The 17,067-nt window shown below is 40.4% G+C and carries 17 protein-coding genes; 12 read left to right on the top strand and 5 right to left on the bottom strand.

What is annotated here, in order from left to right:
- Nucleotides 1–10: 10 nt before the first annotated feature.
- On the bottom strand, nucleotides 11–880 hold the full coding sequence (locus A3M5_RS0116950; RefSeq protein ID WP_018394986.1) for a LysR family transcriptional regulator: 870 nt from the start codon (nucleotides 878–880) through the stop codon (nucleotides 11–13).
- Between the two features lie 114 nt (nucleotides 881–994).
- On the opposite strand from A3M5_RS0116950, the gene A3M5_RS0116945 reads away from it, so the two are divergent.
- From A3M5_RS0116945 to A3M5_RS0116935, 3 genes are read left to right on the top strand one after another with little or no spacing between them, the layout of a single operon-like run.
- Entirely contained in the window at nucleotides 995–2,215 is a 1,221-nt protein-coding gene (locus A3M5_RS0116945; RefSeq protein WP_231373296.1) for a trans-sulfuration enzyme family protein, read from the top strand.
- A complete protein-coding gene (locus tag A3M5_RS23260; protein ID WP_018394984.1) occupies nucleotides 2,200–2,964 on the top strand; it encodes an L-2-amino-thiazoline-4-carboxylic acid hydrolase in 765 nt (254 codons plus the stop codon). The genes A3M5_RS0116945 and A3M5_RS23260 overlap by 16 nt, the downstream gene beginning before the upstream one ends.
- Before the next feature lies 1 nt (nucleotide 2,965).
- Nucleotides 2,966–4,192: a Zn-dependent hydrolase gene (locus A3M5_RS0116935; RefSeq protein ID WP_018394983.1), complete on the top strand. Its 1,227-nt coding sequence runs from the start codon at nucleotides 2,966–2,968 to the stop codon at nucleotides 4,190–4,192.
- A 43-nt stretch (nucleotides 4,193–4,235) separates the two neighbouring features.
- Here the strand turns inward: A3M5_RS0116935 and A3M5_RS0116930 are convergent, their stop codons facing one another.
- From A3M5_RS0116930 to A3M5_RS0116915, 4 genes are all read right to left on the bottom strand, one after another.
- A complete protein-coding gene (locus tag A3M5_RS0116930) occupies nucleotides 4,236–5,498 on the bottom strand; it encodes an Nramp family divalent metal transporter (protein ID WP_018394982.1) in 1,263 nt (420 codons plus the stop codon).
- A gap of 74 nt (nucleotides 5,499–5,572) precedes the next feature.
- A complete protein-coding gene (locus tag A3M5_RS0116925) occupies nucleotides 5,573–6,235 on the bottom strand; it encodes a helix-turn-helix transcriptional regulator (RefSeq protein WP_018394981.1) in 663 nt (220 codons plus the stop codon).
- 17 nt (nucleotides 6,236–6,252) lie between these two features.
- Nucleotides 6,253–7,233 carry a glutaminase A gene (gene glsA, locus A3M5_RS0116920; protein WP_415874117.1) on the bottom strand — a complete coding sequence of 327 codons (981 nt, stop codon included), beginning with the start codon at nucleotides 7,231–7,233 and terminating at the stop codon, nucleotides 6,253–6,255.
- A 20-nt stretch (nucleotides 7,234–7,253) separates the two neighbouring features.
- On the bottom strand, nucleotides 7,254–8,204 hold the full coding sequence (locus tag A3M5_RS0116915; RefSeq protein WP_018394979.1) for an agmatinase family protein: 951 nt from the start codon (nucleotides 8,202–8,204) through the stop codon (nucleotides 7,254–7,256).
- A 354-nt stretch (nucleotides 8,205–8,558) separates the two neighbouring features.
- Here A3M5_RS0116915 and A3M5_RS0116910 point away from each other — a divergent pair, with 354 nt between their 5' ends.
- The 9 genes from A3M5_RS0116910 (at nucleotide 8,559) to A3M5_RS0116870 (ending at nucleotide 16,915) form a co-directional block, all read left to right on the top strand.
- Nucleotides 8,559–9,173: a chromate transporter gene (locus A3M5_RS0116910; RefSeq protein WP_018394978.1), complete on the top strand. Its 615-nt coding sequence runs from the start codon at nucleotides 8,559–8,561 to the stop codon at nucleotides 9,171–9,173.
- Nucleotides 9,173–9,709, top strand: coding sequence for a chromate transporter (locus A3M5_RS0116905; RefSeq protein WP_018394977.1), 537 nt, complete (start codon nucleotides 9,173–9,175; stop codon nucleotides 9,707–9,709). The genes A3M5_RS0116910 and A3M5_RS0116905 overlap by 1 nt, the downstream gene beginning before the upstream one ends.
- A gap of 480 nt (nucleotides 9,710–10,189) precedes the next feature.
- On the top strand, nucleotides 10,190–10,609 hold the full coding sequence (locus A3M5_RS0116900; RefSeq protein WP_018394976.1) for a hypothetical protein: 420 nt from the start codon (nucleotides 10,190–10,192) through the stop codon (nucleotides 10,607–10,609).
- A gap of 507 nt (nucleotides 10,610–11,116) precedes the next feature.
- Nucleotides 11,117–12,022 (top strand): LysR family transcriptional regulator, encoded by a 906-nt coding sequence (locus A3M5_RS0116895; RefSeq protein WP_018394975.1) that lies wholly within the window; start codon nucleotides 11,117–11,119, stop codon nucleotides 12,020–12,022.
- 145 nt (nucleotides 12,023–12,167) lie between these two features.
- The gene (locus A3M5_RS0116890) at nucleotides 12,168–13,199 is read left to right on the top strand and encodes an MsnO8 family LLM class oxidoreductase (protein ID WP_018394974.1); all 1,032 of its coding nucleotides are present in this window, start codon (nucleotides 12,168–12,170) and stop codon (nucleotides 13,197–13,199) included.
- A 203-nt stretch (nucleotides 13,200–13,402) separates the two neighbouring features.
- A complete protein-coding gene (locus tag A3M5_RS0116885) occupies nucleotides 13,403–13,849 on the top strand; it encodes a riboflavin kinase (protein ID WP_018394973.1) in 447 nt (148 codons plus the stop codon).
- Complete coding sequence (locus A3M5_RS0116880; RefSeq protein WP_051080843.1) at nucleotides 13,779–14,117, top strand: hypothetical protein; 339 nt, start codon at nucleotides 13,779–13,781, stop codon at nucleotides 14,115–14,117. The genes A3M5_RS0116885 and A3M5_RS0116880 overlap by 71 nt, the downstream gene beginning before the upstream one ends.
- 291 nt (nucleotides 14,118–14,408) lie before the next feature.
- On the top strand, nucleotides 14,409–15,617 hold the full coding sequence (locus A3M5_RS0116875) for an acyl-CoA dehydrogenase family protein (RefSeq protein WP_018394971.1): 1,209 nt from the start codon (nucleotides 14,409–14,411) through the stop codon (nucleotides 15,615–15,617).
- A gap of 47 nt (nucleotides 15,618–15,664) precedes the next feature.
- Nucleotides 15,665–16,915, top strand: coding sequence for an acyl-CoA dehydrogenase family protein (locus A3M5_RS0116870; protein WP_018394970.1), 1,251 nt, complete (start codon nucleotides 15,665–15,667; stop codon nucleotides 16,913–16,915).
- Nucleotides 16,916–17,067: the final 152 nt, after the last annotated feature.

Genomic DNA, 17,067 nt, shown 5'->3' with positions numbered 1-17,067 from the left:
TTTTTTGTGTTTATATTGAAAGCCATTCTTTGAGTACGTTTATCCACTTTTTTGACGCGGGTGACATGTTTTTAAAAGAAGGGGCAGCAATGCCAATTGTGCGATAAAAGTCTCCTTCTAATTTGATTGCTTTCACATTTTGAGGAAGGCGATATAAAATCATTTCCGGAAGAATACTAATACCGAGTTGGTTTTGAACCATTGAGATAATAGCCTGATCTTCAGACGTTTCATAAAGAACATTAGGTTTTACTTTATGGGCGGTAAGAATCCTCCTTACATCATTATCAATACTTGATTTTGGCATGATAAATGGCTCGTTTTTTAGCTGGTGAAGTGAAAGGGATGTTGAATTGTAAAGAGGATGTGTATCCGGCACAATGCAGAGCAGCTTGTCTTTTTTGAGCGGTACCACATCTAATGATTTGGCGGCAGGCAGCGACAAAAAGCCAAAATCAATCGTTCCATCCGTCAGCCATTTGCTGATTTCATCATAGTCTCCTTCAAATAGTTTAATCTTGATGAGTGGAAATTGTTCACTAAAGTGCTTAATAATTTGAGGAATCCATTGAATTGAAACGCTCGGAAACGTCCCGATGCGGACAACCCCTTTTTCAATGCCATGAATGGTGGCTGCCTCCTGCACCATTTGTTCATTCCATTTCAATATTTCCCGAACATAAAGCAGCATCCGCCCGCCATTTTCAGTCAAGGCTACACCTGTCCGGCTTCTAGTCAGCAATGTAAAGCCAAATTCAGACTCTAATCCGGCAATGGCATGACTGACAGCGGATTGAGTTAAACCAAGCGATTCTGCTGCTTTTGAAAGACTTCCGAGATCGACGACAGCCCGAAATACTTCAAACTTTGCAATTGTCATAAGGTCTCACTCCACGTATTAATTTTATTCAACTATCTTATTATAAATATTCATTTGATTTATATAAAGAATAAATTTTATAATGAAGATAATAAAGAAACGGGAGGATGGTTCATAGTGAATAGGCGTTGGGGAATGGATACAGAGCTGATTCACCGGCATAGTGAACAAAAACAAATGGGTGCTGTTGCACAAGCAATCGTTCCGGCAGTCGCCTACTCGTTTGCAGACTGTCAGACCGCGATGGAGGTTGTTTCAGGCAAGCAGGAAGGGACCTATTATGGCAGATACGGAAATGAAACGTTATATGCCCTTGAAGAAAAAATGGCTGTTTTAGAGAATGGAGAAGCGGCACTCGGTGTCAGTTCAGGTATGGCCGCCATTTCAATTGCATTGCTTGCTTTTTTAAAATGCGGTGACCATGTGATTGTGACGAAAGATGTGTATGGCGGCACACATAAATTTTTAACAAGTCTGGCGCCGCGTTTAGGGATTACGTTCAGTTACGTAGATTGCACCAATCCAGCTAATATTGTGCATGCGATGAAAGATAATACGAAAGTGGTGTACATCGAAACACCGTCTAATCCATTATTAACAGTGCTGGATATTGAAGCGATTGCGAAAATAACAAAACGGTACGGGCTGCCACTGGTCGTTGATAATACATTTATGTCCCCTTATTTACAAAAACCGCTCGATATGGGTGCGGATGTTGTCGTTCACAGCGCAACGAAGTATTTAAACGGTCACGGCGATGTGCTGGCCGGTTTTATTGTGGGCCGAACTGAGCATATCCAGTTTATGCGGCAAAATATTATGGGTGATCTTGGTCAGGTGTTAAGTGCATGGGATGCATTTTTAATTTTGCGTGGTTTGAAAACATTGGGTCTTCGCGTCGAACGTCACTGTAGCAACGCGCATCAAATCGCTGGATTTTTATCGGCTCATCCTCTTGTTGGGACCGTTCATTATCCCGGTCTTAAGCGCCACCCACAGCATGAAATTGCACAGAAGCAAATGCAAGGAATGGGTGGCATTGTTTCATTTGAATTAATGGGTGGATTGGAAGCAGCAAAGGAATTTATGGATTCCTTGAAGATTGCGATGATTTCATTTAGTCTCGGTGATCCGGAAACGCTCGTTCAGCATCCGGCAACAATGACTCATTTTTCGATGTCAGATAAGGACCGGGCCGCTGCTGGCATTACAGATGGACTCATTCGCCTGTCCGTGGGTCTCGAAAGTGCATGTGATATTATTTTCGATTTAGAACAAGCACTGAAAACAGTCAATCAAAAAAAGGAAGAGGGATTATTGTGGAAAACAGTGTGAAAAAAGGAATCGACAATCTTGATCCAGTTTCAATGTACACGATTACCGCAAAATTATTTACACACATTTTGACGTCAGTGACAGAGCGTTTCAGTGGCGAAGGAAAGATTGCGATAGAAGCGGGCGTAAAGCGCGTAACGGATGAACAAGTTCTTACTTTAAAGAAACAGATGAATAACCCAGAAGAAGAAATCAATGAAGGTGTGCTTTTTCATTTTGATCGATTGCTGGATGACGAAAAAGTAGAAGAAACATTTCGTGCGTATGAGAAAGCACAAAAAGAAGTGGGGCTTGAAGCGCATACGATGTACGCAATGATGGCGAAAGTGTTTGCGAATGTGGCCAAGTGTGTTGTGGATAAGTTTGGTGAAGCGGGACAGGAATCGATGATGAACGGTGTTGGTACATTTGGTGAAGAGCGCGGACGCGATATTGCTCGGCGTGCAGCAGCTGTAGGCAAGCCGAATACAATGGACAATTATTTATCAAATTACGACATGGGACGTAGTGAGCTGTTTGAATACGAAACACTTTTTCATCCAACCGAGATTGAACAATCGTTTACGAAATGTGCATTTGCGGAGCAGTGGAAACAAGATGGGATGGAAGACTATGGGATTCTATACTGCCATATGATTGACCCGTCGATTGCGAAAGGATATAACCCGAATTTTGAAGTTGTTCATGATCAATACGTGCTGAAAGAAGGAACATGTCACTTCCGTTTTCAAATGAAAGAAGAAGTGTGAAATGGCGATTAATCAAGCACGTTTATGGAGCCGTCTTCATGAGCTAAGTCAGTTTGGCAAACAGGCAAGCGGCGGTGTTACCCGCTTTTCATTTACGAAGGAAGAACGTCAGGCGAAAGATCTTGTGATGACGTATATGAAAGAGGCTGGAATGACGGTTCGTGAAGATGCGGCTGGAAATGTTATTGGCCGAAAGGAAGGATCAGATAATACGGCGCCTGCGGTCTTGATCGGTTCACATATTGATTCCGTTCCAGAAGGAGGGATATTTGATGGTCCTCTCGGCGTGCTGGCTGGCATTGAAGTTGTACAGGCGATGAGTGAAGCGGCTGTTGAAACCGTTCATCCAGTTGAAGTCATCGCATTTATTGATGAAGAAGGGAGCCGTTTTGGTTTCGGCATGATCGGCAGCCGGGCACTTGCCGGAACGCTTCTTCCCGAACATCTGCAACAAACGGATCAGAATGGCATCACGATTGCGGCAGCCATGCAAGAATCAGGTTTACATCCGGACGAGATCAACAAGGCTGCCCGGTATTCAGAAACAGTCAAAGCTTATGTAGAGCTGCATATTGAGCAAGGAAAAGTACTTGAACGAGCGGGACAGCCAGCCGGTATCGTAACAGGAATTGCCGGTCCTCTGTGGACGAGATGGACAATCGAAGGGGAAGCAGGCCATGCTGGTGCAACACCGATGAATCAGAGAAAAGATTCCCTGATGATGGCCCTTCAAATTATTCAGTTTATTGAAGAAGAAACGAAAAAGTATACGAATGCTGTGGCGACAATCGGTCAAATTTCTGTCAAACCGGGCGGCGTTAATGTGATCCCTGGAGAGACCACGTTTACACTCGATTTGCGTGACATTGAAGAACGTGACCGCGATCAAATAGAAGAAGCAATTACGTCTTACGCACAGTCACTTTGTGCAGATAGAGAAATGAACATAAAAATAGAAGAGCTTCAACGAGTAGCACCAGCTCCATGTTCAAAAGAGATTCGTGCCGTTATGGAAGAGGCGTGCCTTACAATGAGTCTTGAACCGATTTTTTTACCAAGCGGAGCCGGTCATGACGGAATGCAGTTTAACGATTTTTGTCCGATTGGTATGGTATTTGTGCGTTCTAAAAATGGGATCAGTCATAATCCGTCCGAATGGAGTTCAGAGGAAGACTGTGGTGTAGGGGCTTCGATTTTATATGAAACGGTGCTGCGTCTAACCACATAAAAAAGCGTGCGGAAATTGATCCGTACGCTTTTTTAGTATATTATTATGTACCCATAAAGACATTAATCGCATCAACAAGGCTATAAATGCCAAGACCAGTACAAATCAGTGCAACGATTACGCCTGCAATGTTTGCTTTTACTGAGTTTGTATGATCACCAAGCCGTTTTTTGTTGTTCATAACAATTAACAGGAAGATCGCAATGAACGGTAATAAAACGCCGTTTAGAGCTTGAGCGAAAAGAAGCACGTCCATTGGTTTAAGACCGAGTCCGGATGAAACGATCCCGATGATCATGACAGCAACAAAAACCAGTTTATAACGTTTGTCTTTCATGCCATTTTTCCAATTTAAAACACTGCTAATGGTAATGGCTGCACCGAGTGGAGATGCGATGGCAGAAGAGAGGCCGGCTGCAAACAGCCCAATACTCATAAAGACTTTAGCCCAGCTGCCTAAAAGAGGTTCTAATTGTATGGACATTGCTGCAACGTTTTCTACTTCTACGCCCTTTAGCAACGTAGCCGATGTAATTAAAATGGCTGCCGTAATTAAACCACCCAGACCGATTGAAATGATAATATCCCAGCGTGATTCTTTTAAATGATGTGGCTGATTCCATCTACCTTGTACCGTTGAGGAGTGGATGAATAAGTTATACGGTACAACAGTCGTTCCAATAAGCGCGATAATGGTAAGAATGGATCCATCAGGAATAGCTGGAACGAATGCTCCTTTAAACATTTCACCAAGATCGGGTTGTGCTACAACCATTGTGGTAATGAACGTAATACTCATAATAACGACGAGTACAATCATAACTTTTTCGATCAATTGATAACTGCCGCTTAAACCGAGTAATAAAATAATAACACCGACGATTGGACCGAGAACATGTTCCGGAATACCGGTTAACGTTGTAAGGCCAAGTGACGTACCGATTAAATCACCGGCTATGTAAGCAGAACAACCAACCATAATGGCAATGATAACGAACCACATCGATCCGAATTTTAAGATCGGCTTGGTGAATTGTTCTCGAACGGCATCGCCAAGACTTTGTTGTGTAATGATCCCGAGACGTGCTGACATTTCTTGCAATATGATTGTTGCAATGATGGAAAAAATAACGGCCCATAAAAGCGCGAAGCCATAAGAGGCACCAGCCCGGGTCGCAGTTGTTACCGTGCCTGGACCGATAAATGAAGCGGTAATAATGGCGCCAGGCCCAATAATTTTCATCTTGTCTTTAAATGATTTTGATGTAGAAGCATTCTCTCTATCTATGTTTGATTGATTTGCCAAGATGTCTAACCCCTTTAAATAATATAAAAAAATTGTGAAAATTCAACGCGTTATGAAGAACAGAGGCGCAATGGTCACGTCTCTGTTCTAGATTCTTCTAAATAGTTGTATATCGTTTGTTTGGAAACGCCCAGTACTTCCGTAATTCGATCAACAGATCCTTGAATAAGGAACGCGCCTTTTTCATCGAGTTGATTTACAAAGTAGATTTTATCTTCTCTGGACATCTTATCGATCGGTACATGAATATCGATAAGGGTATTTTCAATTAAATTTTCAAATACTTCCTCGATATTCTTCGCGTACGATTCATTCAAGGTTCGATCAATCTGATCGAGATCATGTGTAACGGAAAATTCGCTGATAATTTGATTGACCATGGCGAAAGCGGTCACATCAAAGTTAATCCCTAAAAAGCCGATTACTTTTCCCTCAGGGTTTCTAATAAAGGAAATAGATGTTTTTAAAAATTTTCCATCGCGTGTTCGCGCTGTAAATCCAAGCATGTCTTTAACGTTATCACCGTAACGCCGAAGTTCTTTTAGGATAACTTCGGTTGTAGGCGCGCCAATTTCTCTACCTGTAACGGCTCCTTTAATATAGATAAGTGAGGATTGAACGTTTCTTACATCATGGATGACGACTTCACAGTTGCTGCCGAATGTTGCCACAATCATATCAGCAACAGGAATGTAACCATGCAATATCTTTGTGTTTTCTTCGTTTAGTATGCTCATAACATCACCAAGTTAATTTAGAATATTTTTACATCATACGATTGGAGAAAATCTTCAAGCAGCCGTGCTCCTTTTACACTATTTCCGTGTGCATCGATGGCGGGGCCATAGAGACCAATTCCGCAGCCATCTGAAAGCAGCGGGTGACTGCGCAAGGATGGAGGAACAACTCCAAGTATACCACCGGAAACTCCGCTTTTGACAGGAATCCCAACAAAAGCGGCAAATTTTCCGGAAGAGTTATACATTCCGCACGTAAACATTAATACTTTCGTTAATCTGGTGATAGGTGCAGGAATTAACTGGATTCTGCGGACAGGATCGAATCCGTCCAAAGACAAAATGAGGCCAATTTTAGCTAAATCCTCTACCGTTATTTCAATGGAACAAAGATTGATGTAAGTAAACAGTGTATCGTCTACGCTAGAAGCAAGCAGATTATTTTCCATAAGGAAATTAGCTAGCGCCCGGTTTCGATATGCTGTTTCCCACTCGGATTCAAAGACTTTTTTATTAATTGTGACATCTTTGTCTAATAAAGAAGAAAGAAGGCGTGTAACTCCTTGAATTTTGTCCATCGGAATAAGGCCGGGAAGCAAAGAGGCTACTGTGAGTGCGCCAGCATTAATCATTGGATTGAATGGTTTCTTATTCTCATTTAGCTCAAAGCGCAGCAGAGAATTGAAGGGATCACCAGTCGGTTCTACATCTACCCACTCGAGAACAGCGGATGTTCCATTATACAAACAGGCCGCTATGAACGTAATGACTTTGGAGATGCTCTGCAATGTAAAGGGGACCTGATAGTCCCCGTTTAAATGAACTTTTCCATTGGGAAGCATAAGCGAAAAAGCTAAATAATCTGGATTTACTACCTTCAATTCAGGTATATAATTTGCACATTCACCAGACAAATATTCTTTGTAATAAGCAATCTTTTGATCCAAAAAAAGAGTTAATTCATTTTCGACGTCTAAATGGTGAAGTTCCATCGCCATGCACCTGTGCTTTTCTTTAATTAATTACTTTTTTGACTTTTATTCAAAATTTCACCGGCTAAAGCATATAGAATAACAGTTGTAGCAAAGTGAGCTGATAATTGAGTTGGATCTTGCTGTGGATAAATTTCCACGAAGTCCATGCCAGCAACACCAAGTTTGCAAATTTCATGAACGAGCGTTAAAAGCTCATGTGACGTTAGGCCATTTCCATCAACTGGACCGCCCGGATTAAAAGCGAAATCAAGCACGTCACTACAAATGCTTAAGTACACGCAATCTACTTCTTTGCTCGCCATTTGGTAAATTTCTTTTGCATAAGCTTTTAAATCTTTTTGAGCACGGATATCATTGATTGTAATCGTCACTGCACCGGCTTCTTTTGCATTACGTCCACTTTCTGGAGTGTTTCTTGGACCATGAATGCCTGTGTGAATGATGTTGCCATTAGGTACTGCATCTAGTTCATAGAGTCTTGCAAACGGACTACAACGCGCATATTGATCGCCGTTATGAGAAGGAAGGTTATCATAATGCGCATCCAAATGAATGATGCCGACTTTTTTACCTTGGTTCGTTAATGATTTTGCAATTGGGAATGTCACACCATGATCGCCGCCGAGACCGATGATAAATTTACCGCTTTCAAACAATTTTCCAGCAAATTCTTCAATGCGGCGCATCGTTTCATCAATATCTGCCGGTACAACATCGACATCACCAGCGTCACCAAGCTTCACATGTTCAAGCACATCGATATGATCAAGTTCAGGTAAATAACCGCTGTAACGTGCAGAACAGAGACGCATTACTTTAGGCCCTAACTCACAGCCAGTATAATCACCCCATGTAACAGCACCTTCCCACGGCACACCGTAGATGATTGCATCCACATCGTTCATATTTTTATCTTTAGATATATTTTTCGCTCCGAGAAAACAAGGGGTATTACCATAGATGTTGTTTGCCATTAGTAGCATTCCTTTCCAAATTAGAGAAGTAAGTAACAATTCTGATTGACTATTTAAATCGTAAATTCATTTTTACAAAAAGTCAATTTAAATTTTAAAAATAATAAAATAATATAATTTATATAAAATAAATAGATATTTTATTAGATTTTTATACATAAAAAGTAAAAAAGTAGACAGTTTTTTTTACATGGATTAATAAATGGTAAAGCCCTTACGGATGGAAGTTTCCCTTTATAATTGTATTGTATGCCGATACTCTTTTCCTTTTCCCTTTTATAGCAAAGAAAATCAGGAATTTAAAAGAAAGAGGTGCTAAAATAATAAGAGGATTGACAAGAATGAGGTGGTTTTATGAAAAAAAAATGGGCGTTTCTTTTCGATATTTTCCTGACTTTTTTTAAAATCGCACCGATCACATTCGGCGGTGGATATGCGATGATCCCGGTTATTGAGCGGGAAGCAGTCGAGAAAAAAGAGTGGCTTAAGCAGGAAGAAGTGACGGATTTATTTGCGCTCGCCGGCTCCATTCCTGGTGCCATTGCGATCAATTCGGCCACGTTTATCGGCTACCGGATTGCCGGTGTCGCAGGTGCCATTGCGGCGACGATTGGCGTCATGATTCCAACATCTGCAATCGTTGTTTGTTTAAGTATTTTCTATTTATATTTTCAAGATCATCCGAAAGTTGAAGCGGCTTTTGAAGGCATCCGCCCAGCTGTTGTCGCGTTGATCGTTTTTGCTGCCTATAAAATGAGAAAAGGCGCTGTCGTCGATAAAACGACATTTGTTGTTGCCGCATTATCTGTTATATTGCTTCTATTTTTACACGTTCATCCCGTCATGATGATTGCTCTAGGTGCTGTTGCAGGTATTTTATTAATTAGTTTAAAAGACAAGCTTGGCATTGAAACGAAAGTCGACGACCACAAACAAAACACAGACTATTTTATGGGAGCGGATATTTAATGTTATGGCTGCTGTTTAAGACTTTTTTTATTACCGGACTTGTCTCGTTTGGCGGAGGTTATGCCATTATTCCCGTTATCGAAGCAGAAGTCGTGAAATATGGATGGATGAGCACACAAAAGTTCACTGATATTATTGCAATTGCCGGTATGTCACCCGGCCCCATTGCAACAAACACAGCGGTTTTTATAGGCTACCAAATGGCGGGCATTGCCGGTGCGGTTGTTTCAGCACTTGCAATGGTGCTGCCGTCGCTTCTGCTCGTCTTACTCGTCGCCCTCTTTTTTTATAAATTAAATCATAACCGCATTGTTCAGTCTGCGTTTTACGGATTGCGCCCGATCGTGATCGGATTAATCGTGTTTGCTGCCGTTAAATTTGCTCTTTCCAACGGATTAATGAATAGCATTTCGCTACATACATTTAGCTTGCTCGCTATTTTTGCCGTCTCGTTGTTTTCATTGATTAAAAGAAACGCGCATCCAGCGTATGTTATTGTCATGGCCGGGCTGATTGGTATGGCCTTTTATTCTTGAAACTGTCTCGAATTGAGAGCAGTTTTTTTATTTTTTAAAATATACTTTATTTTTAGAAATAATTTAAAATATCATCCATTATTAAAATTTTACTTCTATCTTCTATACTTGAGAGGTGGAAGGAAATTTTTTAGCTATTTTGATAAACAGGGATTATCTCTCTTGACATTGAGAATAGTTATCATTTAAAATTATATTAGATAATGATAATCATTTTCAATTAAAGGGCAAGAAGAGTCTAAAAGAAAGACTTTGTGGAAGCAAATGAAGAATTAATTAATCTTTATTCTTTTTTTATTGTTCTTTTTTGTAAGTAATCATTTGGTCAGCTTCCTTAAAAAATTGAGATCATCATATTTCTAGAAGGTAAAGCATATACCTTTTCAGAGATTACGATGATGAAAGCTTATCTTTACATTATTTACACTAATTTTTAACGTTTCTTATGTCTTTATAAAACTTAAAAAAGGGGAGAAGAGAATGCATCGACATTTCATTGTGGCTAAATCATTTGGTCATCAAATCGACTGCTTTTGTCCAGACGGAGAACATGCAGATTATATTGTTCTTAATAAAGCAGATGTTATTGAAATAACAAATGAACGTAAAAACATGATGGATTATGGATGGTATTTTATGATCATTATTAATCATCATAGACAATTTTATATAGCACTTGAAGATTTGGACAAATACTTCGTTGAAGGACGAATGATGTCTCTGTTTGATTTAGAGTTACGAATAATTTATCTGAACTATCAAATTGATAAAGCCCTTGATAAGGGAGATGAACCATCATTTTTAGCAGAAACGAAAAAGTTAAAAGAAGCAAGCATCCTTCAGACACATTTGCAGCGCTTTTTACATAATGTTGAGGAAAACCAAATAATTTATGAGTGAAATTGATCAGACAGTTCTTTCGGCGGATAACGTACTGTGTCGGACAGGTAGACGCCTTTCGGTGACATATTTTAGGGGAGTTCGCTTGACACGGTAGGTGGGATCGTCCGAATCGAATAACCATCCGTGGGGGAATAGCGATCGCAGACTAAGACCGTCACGTTCTGTGGGCCTAAACCCCCCACGGATGGAGTTTCACTTTATCGAGTGTTTCGATCCGTGTGCGTTCAAAATGCGGTAAAATGTTGATAGCTCAGGATAGCCTTCCGTAAATGTTTGTGTAGGAACTTACATATTACACGAAGCTGTCATGAGCATTTTTATTTTCTACGTGTTGTTTTAATAGTACAATCCGTCTTTTTAAAAATGTACTTTATTTATCGGAATAATATGAATATAATAGTGTGAACATGGTAAATTGAAGCTGATTGGTCTCCCAAAAGCTCTTGAGTGCTCTTGCATTCAAGAGCTTTTTGATTTTACTTTTTGAAAAAGAGGGTGAGAAACGTGAATCTTGATCATATTGAAGCGTTTACGTATGTTGTCCATTTTAAGAGTTTTCATAAAGCGGCCGATGCTTTGTTTCTTTCACAACCGACTGTGACAGCACGCATTAAAACGCTGGAACGTGAACTCGATACAGAACTGTTTGAACGGCAAGGCAGAGGGATTACATTGACGGAGAAGGGAAAAGCGTTCATTCCATTCGCGGAGCAGATTATTCGGACATTCCAGCAAGGGAAAAAGCAGATGAAGAAAAGGACGAATCAAGAAGAGTTTGTTATTGGAGCGAATCTTGTTACGTCCCAATATTTTATTCCATTCGCACTTCCGTTATGGAAAAAAGCGCATCCTGATCTGCGCTTTAAATTTATATCGGCATCCAATGAGGTATTGATGGATAAGTTGCTGCAAAAGCAACTAGACATTGCTTTTATGAAGGAGCTTTCTCATGATGCTCTTCAAAACCAAGAAGTGCTTGATAATTCAGTTCGATTAGTTGTTCGATCGGGACATCCATTTCAATTTCATCCAAAACTGACAGCACAGCTGCTAGCGGTGGAACCAATTGTATTTTTTGAATGCGGCTCGTTTGACTGGAATCGGGTGCACAAAACCTTTGAAGTGGCCAATATAGAACCGCGTATTGAATTTCAAGTTGATCACCTGGAGGTAGCAAAATCACTTATTCAAAGTGGCAGCGGTATTGGATTCTTGCCTTATTTATGCATTAAAAGCGAACTGGAGCAGGGAACCCTTGCGGAAGTGGATGTTTCACACTTACTCAAACTAAAGCAATCCATTTATGCGGCATATTACGGAACCGAGCCCCCTTTTCTTTGGCAGGATGTCCTGTCGTCGATTGAGCAATTCAAAGAAAATACAGTTAAACCGGTACCTCAAGCGCATTGATAGATTTTTTGAATGAATAGAATAAATCTTTCTATCAGCAGAAGCATTGCCTTTTGAATGTTATAGGTGATAGGATAACACTCAACAACATAAAGTTAATTATTCAAACCTGTAAAATCGGAATTAAATATGAAGGAGAGTGCATATGGTTTACAAGTTAGGTTTGTTGGATCAAAGTCCGATCTATCCAAGCGCTTCCGCTTTTGACGCACTGCAAAAAACTATTAATCTTGCTCAAAAAGCAGAAGAATGGGGGTATAGCCGTTTTTGGGTATCGGAACATCATCATACGGAAAAGCTGGCTGGGTCGTCACCAGAAGTATTGATCTCGTACTTGTTCGCCCGAACGAACTCAATCAGAATCGGTTCGGGAGGGGTCATGCTACAGCATTATAGCCCGTATAAAGTAGTAGAGAACTTTCATGTGTTATCTACACTGGCGCCTGGCCGTGTCGATCTCGGCATTGGGAAAGCGCCAGGCGGCCTGCCATTGTCAACGAAAGCACTGCAATTTGGCACGATGAATGATGGGACGGATTTTGAAAGCCGGCTCGCTTTCCTCGATAAATTAATTGAAAATTCAGTCGATGAAAGCCATCCGCTTGCGGGTATTCAAGCAACGCCAGAACCGCCGGAGAAACCAGAAAAATTTCTTCTTGGTGCAAGTGCAGGCAGTGCGGAGATGGCCGCGAAACTTGGCTGGAATTATGTGTTTGCTCGATTTATCGATAGTGACATTACCGTGCTTGAAAAAGCGGCACGCGTTTATCGGAATATTTATCCGAATGGACGTTTCGTTGTCTCTGTCGCCGTAGTCGCTGCCCCGTCTCAGCAAGAAGCAGAACAGCTGGCAGGGGATCAAAAAATAGTAAAAGTGCATTTGCAAAGTAGGCGTACAGTAACGGTTCAATCAGTAGAGCAAGCGGAAAACTACGGAAAGCAAGCTGGTGAATCATACAAAATCGAAGAGCGTAAAGCCAATATTATTGCTGGCACACCTTTATTTGTAAAGGACGTATTAACGCATCTTCATAAAACGTATCAAGTGGATGAATTCATTTTACATGTACCGATTCACCAAGAGAATGAGAGGATCCGATCTTTTCAACTATTGAGCCCGCTGTATGCAAACGAGCAAAACCTAAATAAAGAAGAAAATGAAAAGCATGTCTCTTAAAAAAACCAAAAGAAATGATTCATTCATAATTGATAAGATAGTTTTAAAAAAATTAAAACCAACTTGACTAATAGGATTAATCGACATATAATAGGCTTATAAATATAAAAGCCGACTGGACAACTAGAGGCTCCCCACACAAAGCGTGACTCACTTTGTGTGGGGAGCCTCTTTTATTTTAAAGATGAACAGGGGGATAAAAGATGACAAATGGACAGAATATTCAGTTTCTTGATAACAAGCAAGTGATTAGAGGCGAAGTGGTTCATGGCATGAAAGCGGGCAGAAAGCTTGGATTCCCGACTGCAAATCTTGATCAATCGCCCGGTGATCTTGAAAATGGCGTGTACGGTGTATATGTCCGCGTGAATGGACAGACTCATGAGGGAGTCATGAATATTGGCGTAAAGCCGACATTTGACTCTCAGTTTAAACGGATGATCGAAGTTCACTTGCTTGAATACACAGGAGACTTGTACGGAGAAGTGATTGACTGCGAATTCGTATTTAAAATAAGAGAGGAACGAAAATTTCCTTCATTTGAATTTTTAATGTATCAAATTAAGGAGGATGTGCAATATGCAAACGAAGCCTTTCATCATATCAGTGCCGAAAAAGGCAGCAAACATCAAGCACAGCGAGTATCTTAATTTGCCCAATGTGCGCTTTTACGACTGGTGCCGTGAACAGTACGGATTGAATAAAGGCGTCTTTCATACAATTGATGACTGGTTTTATGAATATGGGATCGTGAATATATTATCCCGGCGTATATATTTGCTGGCGTTTCTTGAATATGCAAAAGCGTCAGGAATGAAAGAAGAAGATCGTAAATTTCTTCGTTTCGGAAATGGAGGGCTCGTGGTTAAATTACGTGAGTTTCTGCAAATTCAAGAAGAGGAAGTGTATATGATTTAAAGGCTGCATAGAGACAGGCAAATGATCAAATTGATCCTTTTATATAAAACCAAAATTTAAGAAAAATTAAACAGACCGACTAGATTACTGGAGGCTCTCAATTCAAGGTAAATTTTCTCTTGAATGGAGAGTCTTCTTATTTTTTAGATTAACCAAAGGAGAAAAAGATATGACAAATGTAAATTCAAGTTCACGAACTCATAACAAAATGATCGAGTAAAAAGTGTATATGAAGACAATTTATCATACGTTATTTTAGGTTGATCATTATAAAAAAGGACGGTGCAGGAAATGAGTAAAGCTACAGTAACAAAAAATCCATATTCAAGAGCATATATTGAGGAAATTAGACAGCAAGTGAGGCCTATTATTGAGAACGTTATTAAACCAAATGCAGAAATTATTGATCGTGAAGGAAAGTTTCCAAGAGAGAATTTAGAAGCTTTGGCGAAGGAAGGCTGGAATTCGGTCACATTTGATGAAAAATGGGATGGACTCAATTTAGGATATTTAGGCTTTTCGATTGTTGCAGAAGAAATTGGGAAGGTTGATGCGTCAACGGCTTTAGTATATGCGATGCATGTTGGTGCAGCGCAAGTTATTGCACTATATGGAAATGATGATCAAAAGGAACGGTGGTTATTGCCTGTACGAGATGGAGCTGTAGGAACCTTTTCTATAAGTGAAAAAGCCACAGGAGGTCATGTGTGGTTTAACTTGAGCCAAGCGGAGCGCGATGGACGAGATTATATTATTAATGCCGAAAAATCGTTTACCACAAGTGGAGGACAAGCCGATTTTTATATTTTACAAACGAGAACTCCAGATACGGACGATCCTAGTGAGATTAGCTATTTTATCATTGATGGCCATGATAAAGGTATTACGGCAAAACCATGGAAAGCATTGGGGGTAAGAGGAAATCATAGTGGCCCAATTACTTATAGTAACGTAAAAGTGAGTCGTCGTGATCTATTAGGACATGAAGGATTAGGAAAAGAAGTCATGGATGAAGGTGTAAATCCTATTTATTTACTTGGTCTTGCGTCTGCTTGGCTTGGTGTGGCACAAGGTGCTCTAGCAGCAGCTGTTGAGCACGTTACTAAAACAGTGAATAAAGGTTTCAACAAAAGTCTGGCTGATCATCAAGTGATTCGACAAAAACTAGCAGAAGTTAAAATCCAAATCACAGGATTAAAAGCTTGGCAGCTTGATTTAGCAAGACATTATGATGAGTTGCTAGCTGAAGGAAAATCAATCGTTCAATTAGCAGCTGAAGTCATAGAATTTAAAGTTCAAACTTCAGAAGCAGCAGACTATGCTGCACGAATTGCGATGGATGTAGCAGGTGGTTACGGGTACAGAGAAGGGATATTTGAAAGACTGTATCGGGATGCACGAGCAGGAATTCCAATGGCTCCATCTAATAACATCGCACGTGAACAAATTGGAAGGATTTTAGTGGATTTACCGTTAGAACTTTGGGGTGAAGGGAAATAAAACTAAACTTATGATTCTATAAAAAAATTGAAGGAGTGTTTTACAAAATGTCTAATCAAAAACAATTAAATTCCAAGGTTAACAAAGCTCATTTTCCCCCGCTGACGTTTACTGAGCCAGTAAAAGTGGGATCTGATGAATTAGATCAATTGATTGCTGCCATTGCACGAGATGCTGAGAAACGCAGGAATGCTGGCAATGAAACCCGACCTTATTATGCGATCGATTTAATTCAGCAATCCGGACTTGGTGCTCTCCGCTTACCCGTTGAATTAGGCGGTGGAGGGGTTAGTATTCGTGAACTTTTCCATTTCGTCATACGTTTAGCTGAGGTTGATCCAGATGTCGCACACATCCTTCGTTTTCATTATTATCAGGTGGAGATCTTACTTCTTAGTCCTGCTAGTGAATTACGTAATATACAGTTAAAAAGAGTGGCGGAAGGAGCTATTATTGGAAATGCATTTACTGAGCTTTCATCGAATAATGTCGGAAACTTCTCTTTTGAAACAACTTTATCGCCGGAAGGTGAGGGGTACCGATTGAATGGCACGAAATACTTTAGTACCGGAACTTTGTATGCTGATTCAGTACTTGTAATGGCGTCAACTCCAGATGGAGCAACCGTATCCGCGCTCATTCCAACTGATCGTGAAGGTGTCATAATTGAAGATGATTGGGAAGGCATCGGACAAAGATTGACTGGAAGTGGTACGACCCGATTAAACAATGTTTTCGTCAATAGTGATGAAGTGACTGTAATCAATGAGGATCAGACGCCATTTAATTCACATTTACAGCTCTATCTGCATGCGGTTATAGCGGGCATATTGCGTAATGTAGTGACAGATGCATCAGATTTGGTTCATCGGCGCTCCCGAACATTTAGTTTTGCCGCTGCTGAAACGCCATCAGCTGATCCTCAGCTACAGCAAATTATTGGGCAACTTTCAAGCAGTTCATTCGCTGCCGAAGCGATTGTACTTGCCGCTGCTGATGCATTGGATATTGCAGTGAATTCAGCGGTCGATGGGGTAATTGATTATTCTCTGAGTCATGATGCTTCGCTTCGATCCGCTCAGACTAAGGTTATCGTGGACAATCTTGCTTTGCAGGCTTCCACACTACTTTTTGAAGTAGGTGGGGCATCGGCGACGAAACAGTCAGCAAATCTTGATCGCCACTGGCGTAATATTCGCACCATTGCTTCTCATAATCCAGTAGTGTATAAAGCAAGTGCCATTGGTAACTACGTTGTGAACGGTACTGAACTTCCACTGAAAGAGGTTTACTTTTAAATGGACTAATATTTGATCTGAAATTTATGAATAGCTTTTAAAACCAACTTGACAAATGTGTTTAATATAAATTAAAATAACATTCATAAGATTCACAATAACTAGCTAACTGGTCAACCAGAGGCTCTTGTCATTTCCTTATCTGAGGAAAC

Source organism: Bacillus sp. 37MA (genome assembly GCF_000372765.1).
GTDB lineage: Bacteria > Bacillota > Bacilli > Bacillales > Domibacillaceae > Domibacillus > Domibacillus aminovorans.
This window is presented reverse-complemented; position numbering and strand designations above follow the sequence as displayed.

What these genes read in the sequence shown, in the direction of transcription:
- A3M5_RS0116950 (WP_018394986.1), bottom strand. Translation starts at nt 880, where the DNA reads ATGACAATTGCAAAGTTTGAAGTATTTCGGGCTGTCGTCGATCTCGGA.
- A3M5_RS0116935 (WP_018394983.1), top strand. Translation starts at nt 2,966, where the DNA reads ATGGCGATTAATCAAGCACGTTTATGGAGCCGTCTTCATGAGCTAAGT.
- A3M5_RS0116925 (WP_018394981.1), bottom strand. Translation starts at nt 6,235, where the DNA reads ATGAGCATACTAAACGAAGAAAACACAAAGATATTGCATGGTTACATT.
- glsA (WP_415874117.1), bottom strand. Translation starts at nt 7,233, where the DNA reads ATGGCGATGGAACTTCACCATTTAGACGTCGAAAATGAATTAACTCTT.
- A3M5_RS0116915 (WP_018394979.1), bottom strand. Translation starts at nt 8,204, where the DNA reads ATGGCAAACAACATCTATGGTAATACCCCTTGTTTTCTCGGAGCGAAA.
- A3M5_RS0116910 (WP_018394978.1), top strand. Translation starts at nt 8,559, where the DNA reads ATGAAAAAAAAATGGGCGTTTCTTTTCGATATTTTCCTGACTTTTTTT.
- A3M5_RS0116905 (WP_018394977.1), top strand. Translation starts at nt 9,173, where the DNA reads ATGTTATGGCTGCTGTTTAAGACTTTTTTTATTACCGGACTTGTCTCG.
- A3M5_RS0116900 (WP_018394976.1), top strand. Translation starts at nt 10,190, where the DNA reads ATGCATCGACATTTCATTGTGGCTAAATCATTTGGTCATCAAATCGAC.
- A3M5_RS0116890 (WP_018394974.1), top strand. Translation starts at nt 12,168, where the DNA reads ATGGTTTACAAGTTAGGTTTGTTGGATCAAAGTCCGATCTATCCAAGC.
- A3M5_RS0116885 (WP_018394973.1), top strand. Translation starts at nt 13,403, where the DNA reads ATGACAAATGGACAGAATATTCAGTTTCTTGATAACAAGCAAGTGATT.
- A3M5_RS0116880 (WP_051080843.1), top strand. Translation starts at nt 13,779, where the DNA reads ATGCAAACGAAGCCTTTCATCATATCAGTGCCGAAAAAGGCAGCAAAC.
- A3M5_RS0116875 (WP_018394971.1), top strand. Translation starts at nt 14,409, where the DNA reads ATGAGTAAAGCTACAGTAACAAAAAATCCATATTCAAGAGCATATATT.
- A3M5_RS0116870 (WP_018394970.1), top strand. Translation starts at nt 15,665, where the DNA reads ATGTCTAATCAAAAACAATTAAATTCCAAGGTTAACAAAGCTCATTTT.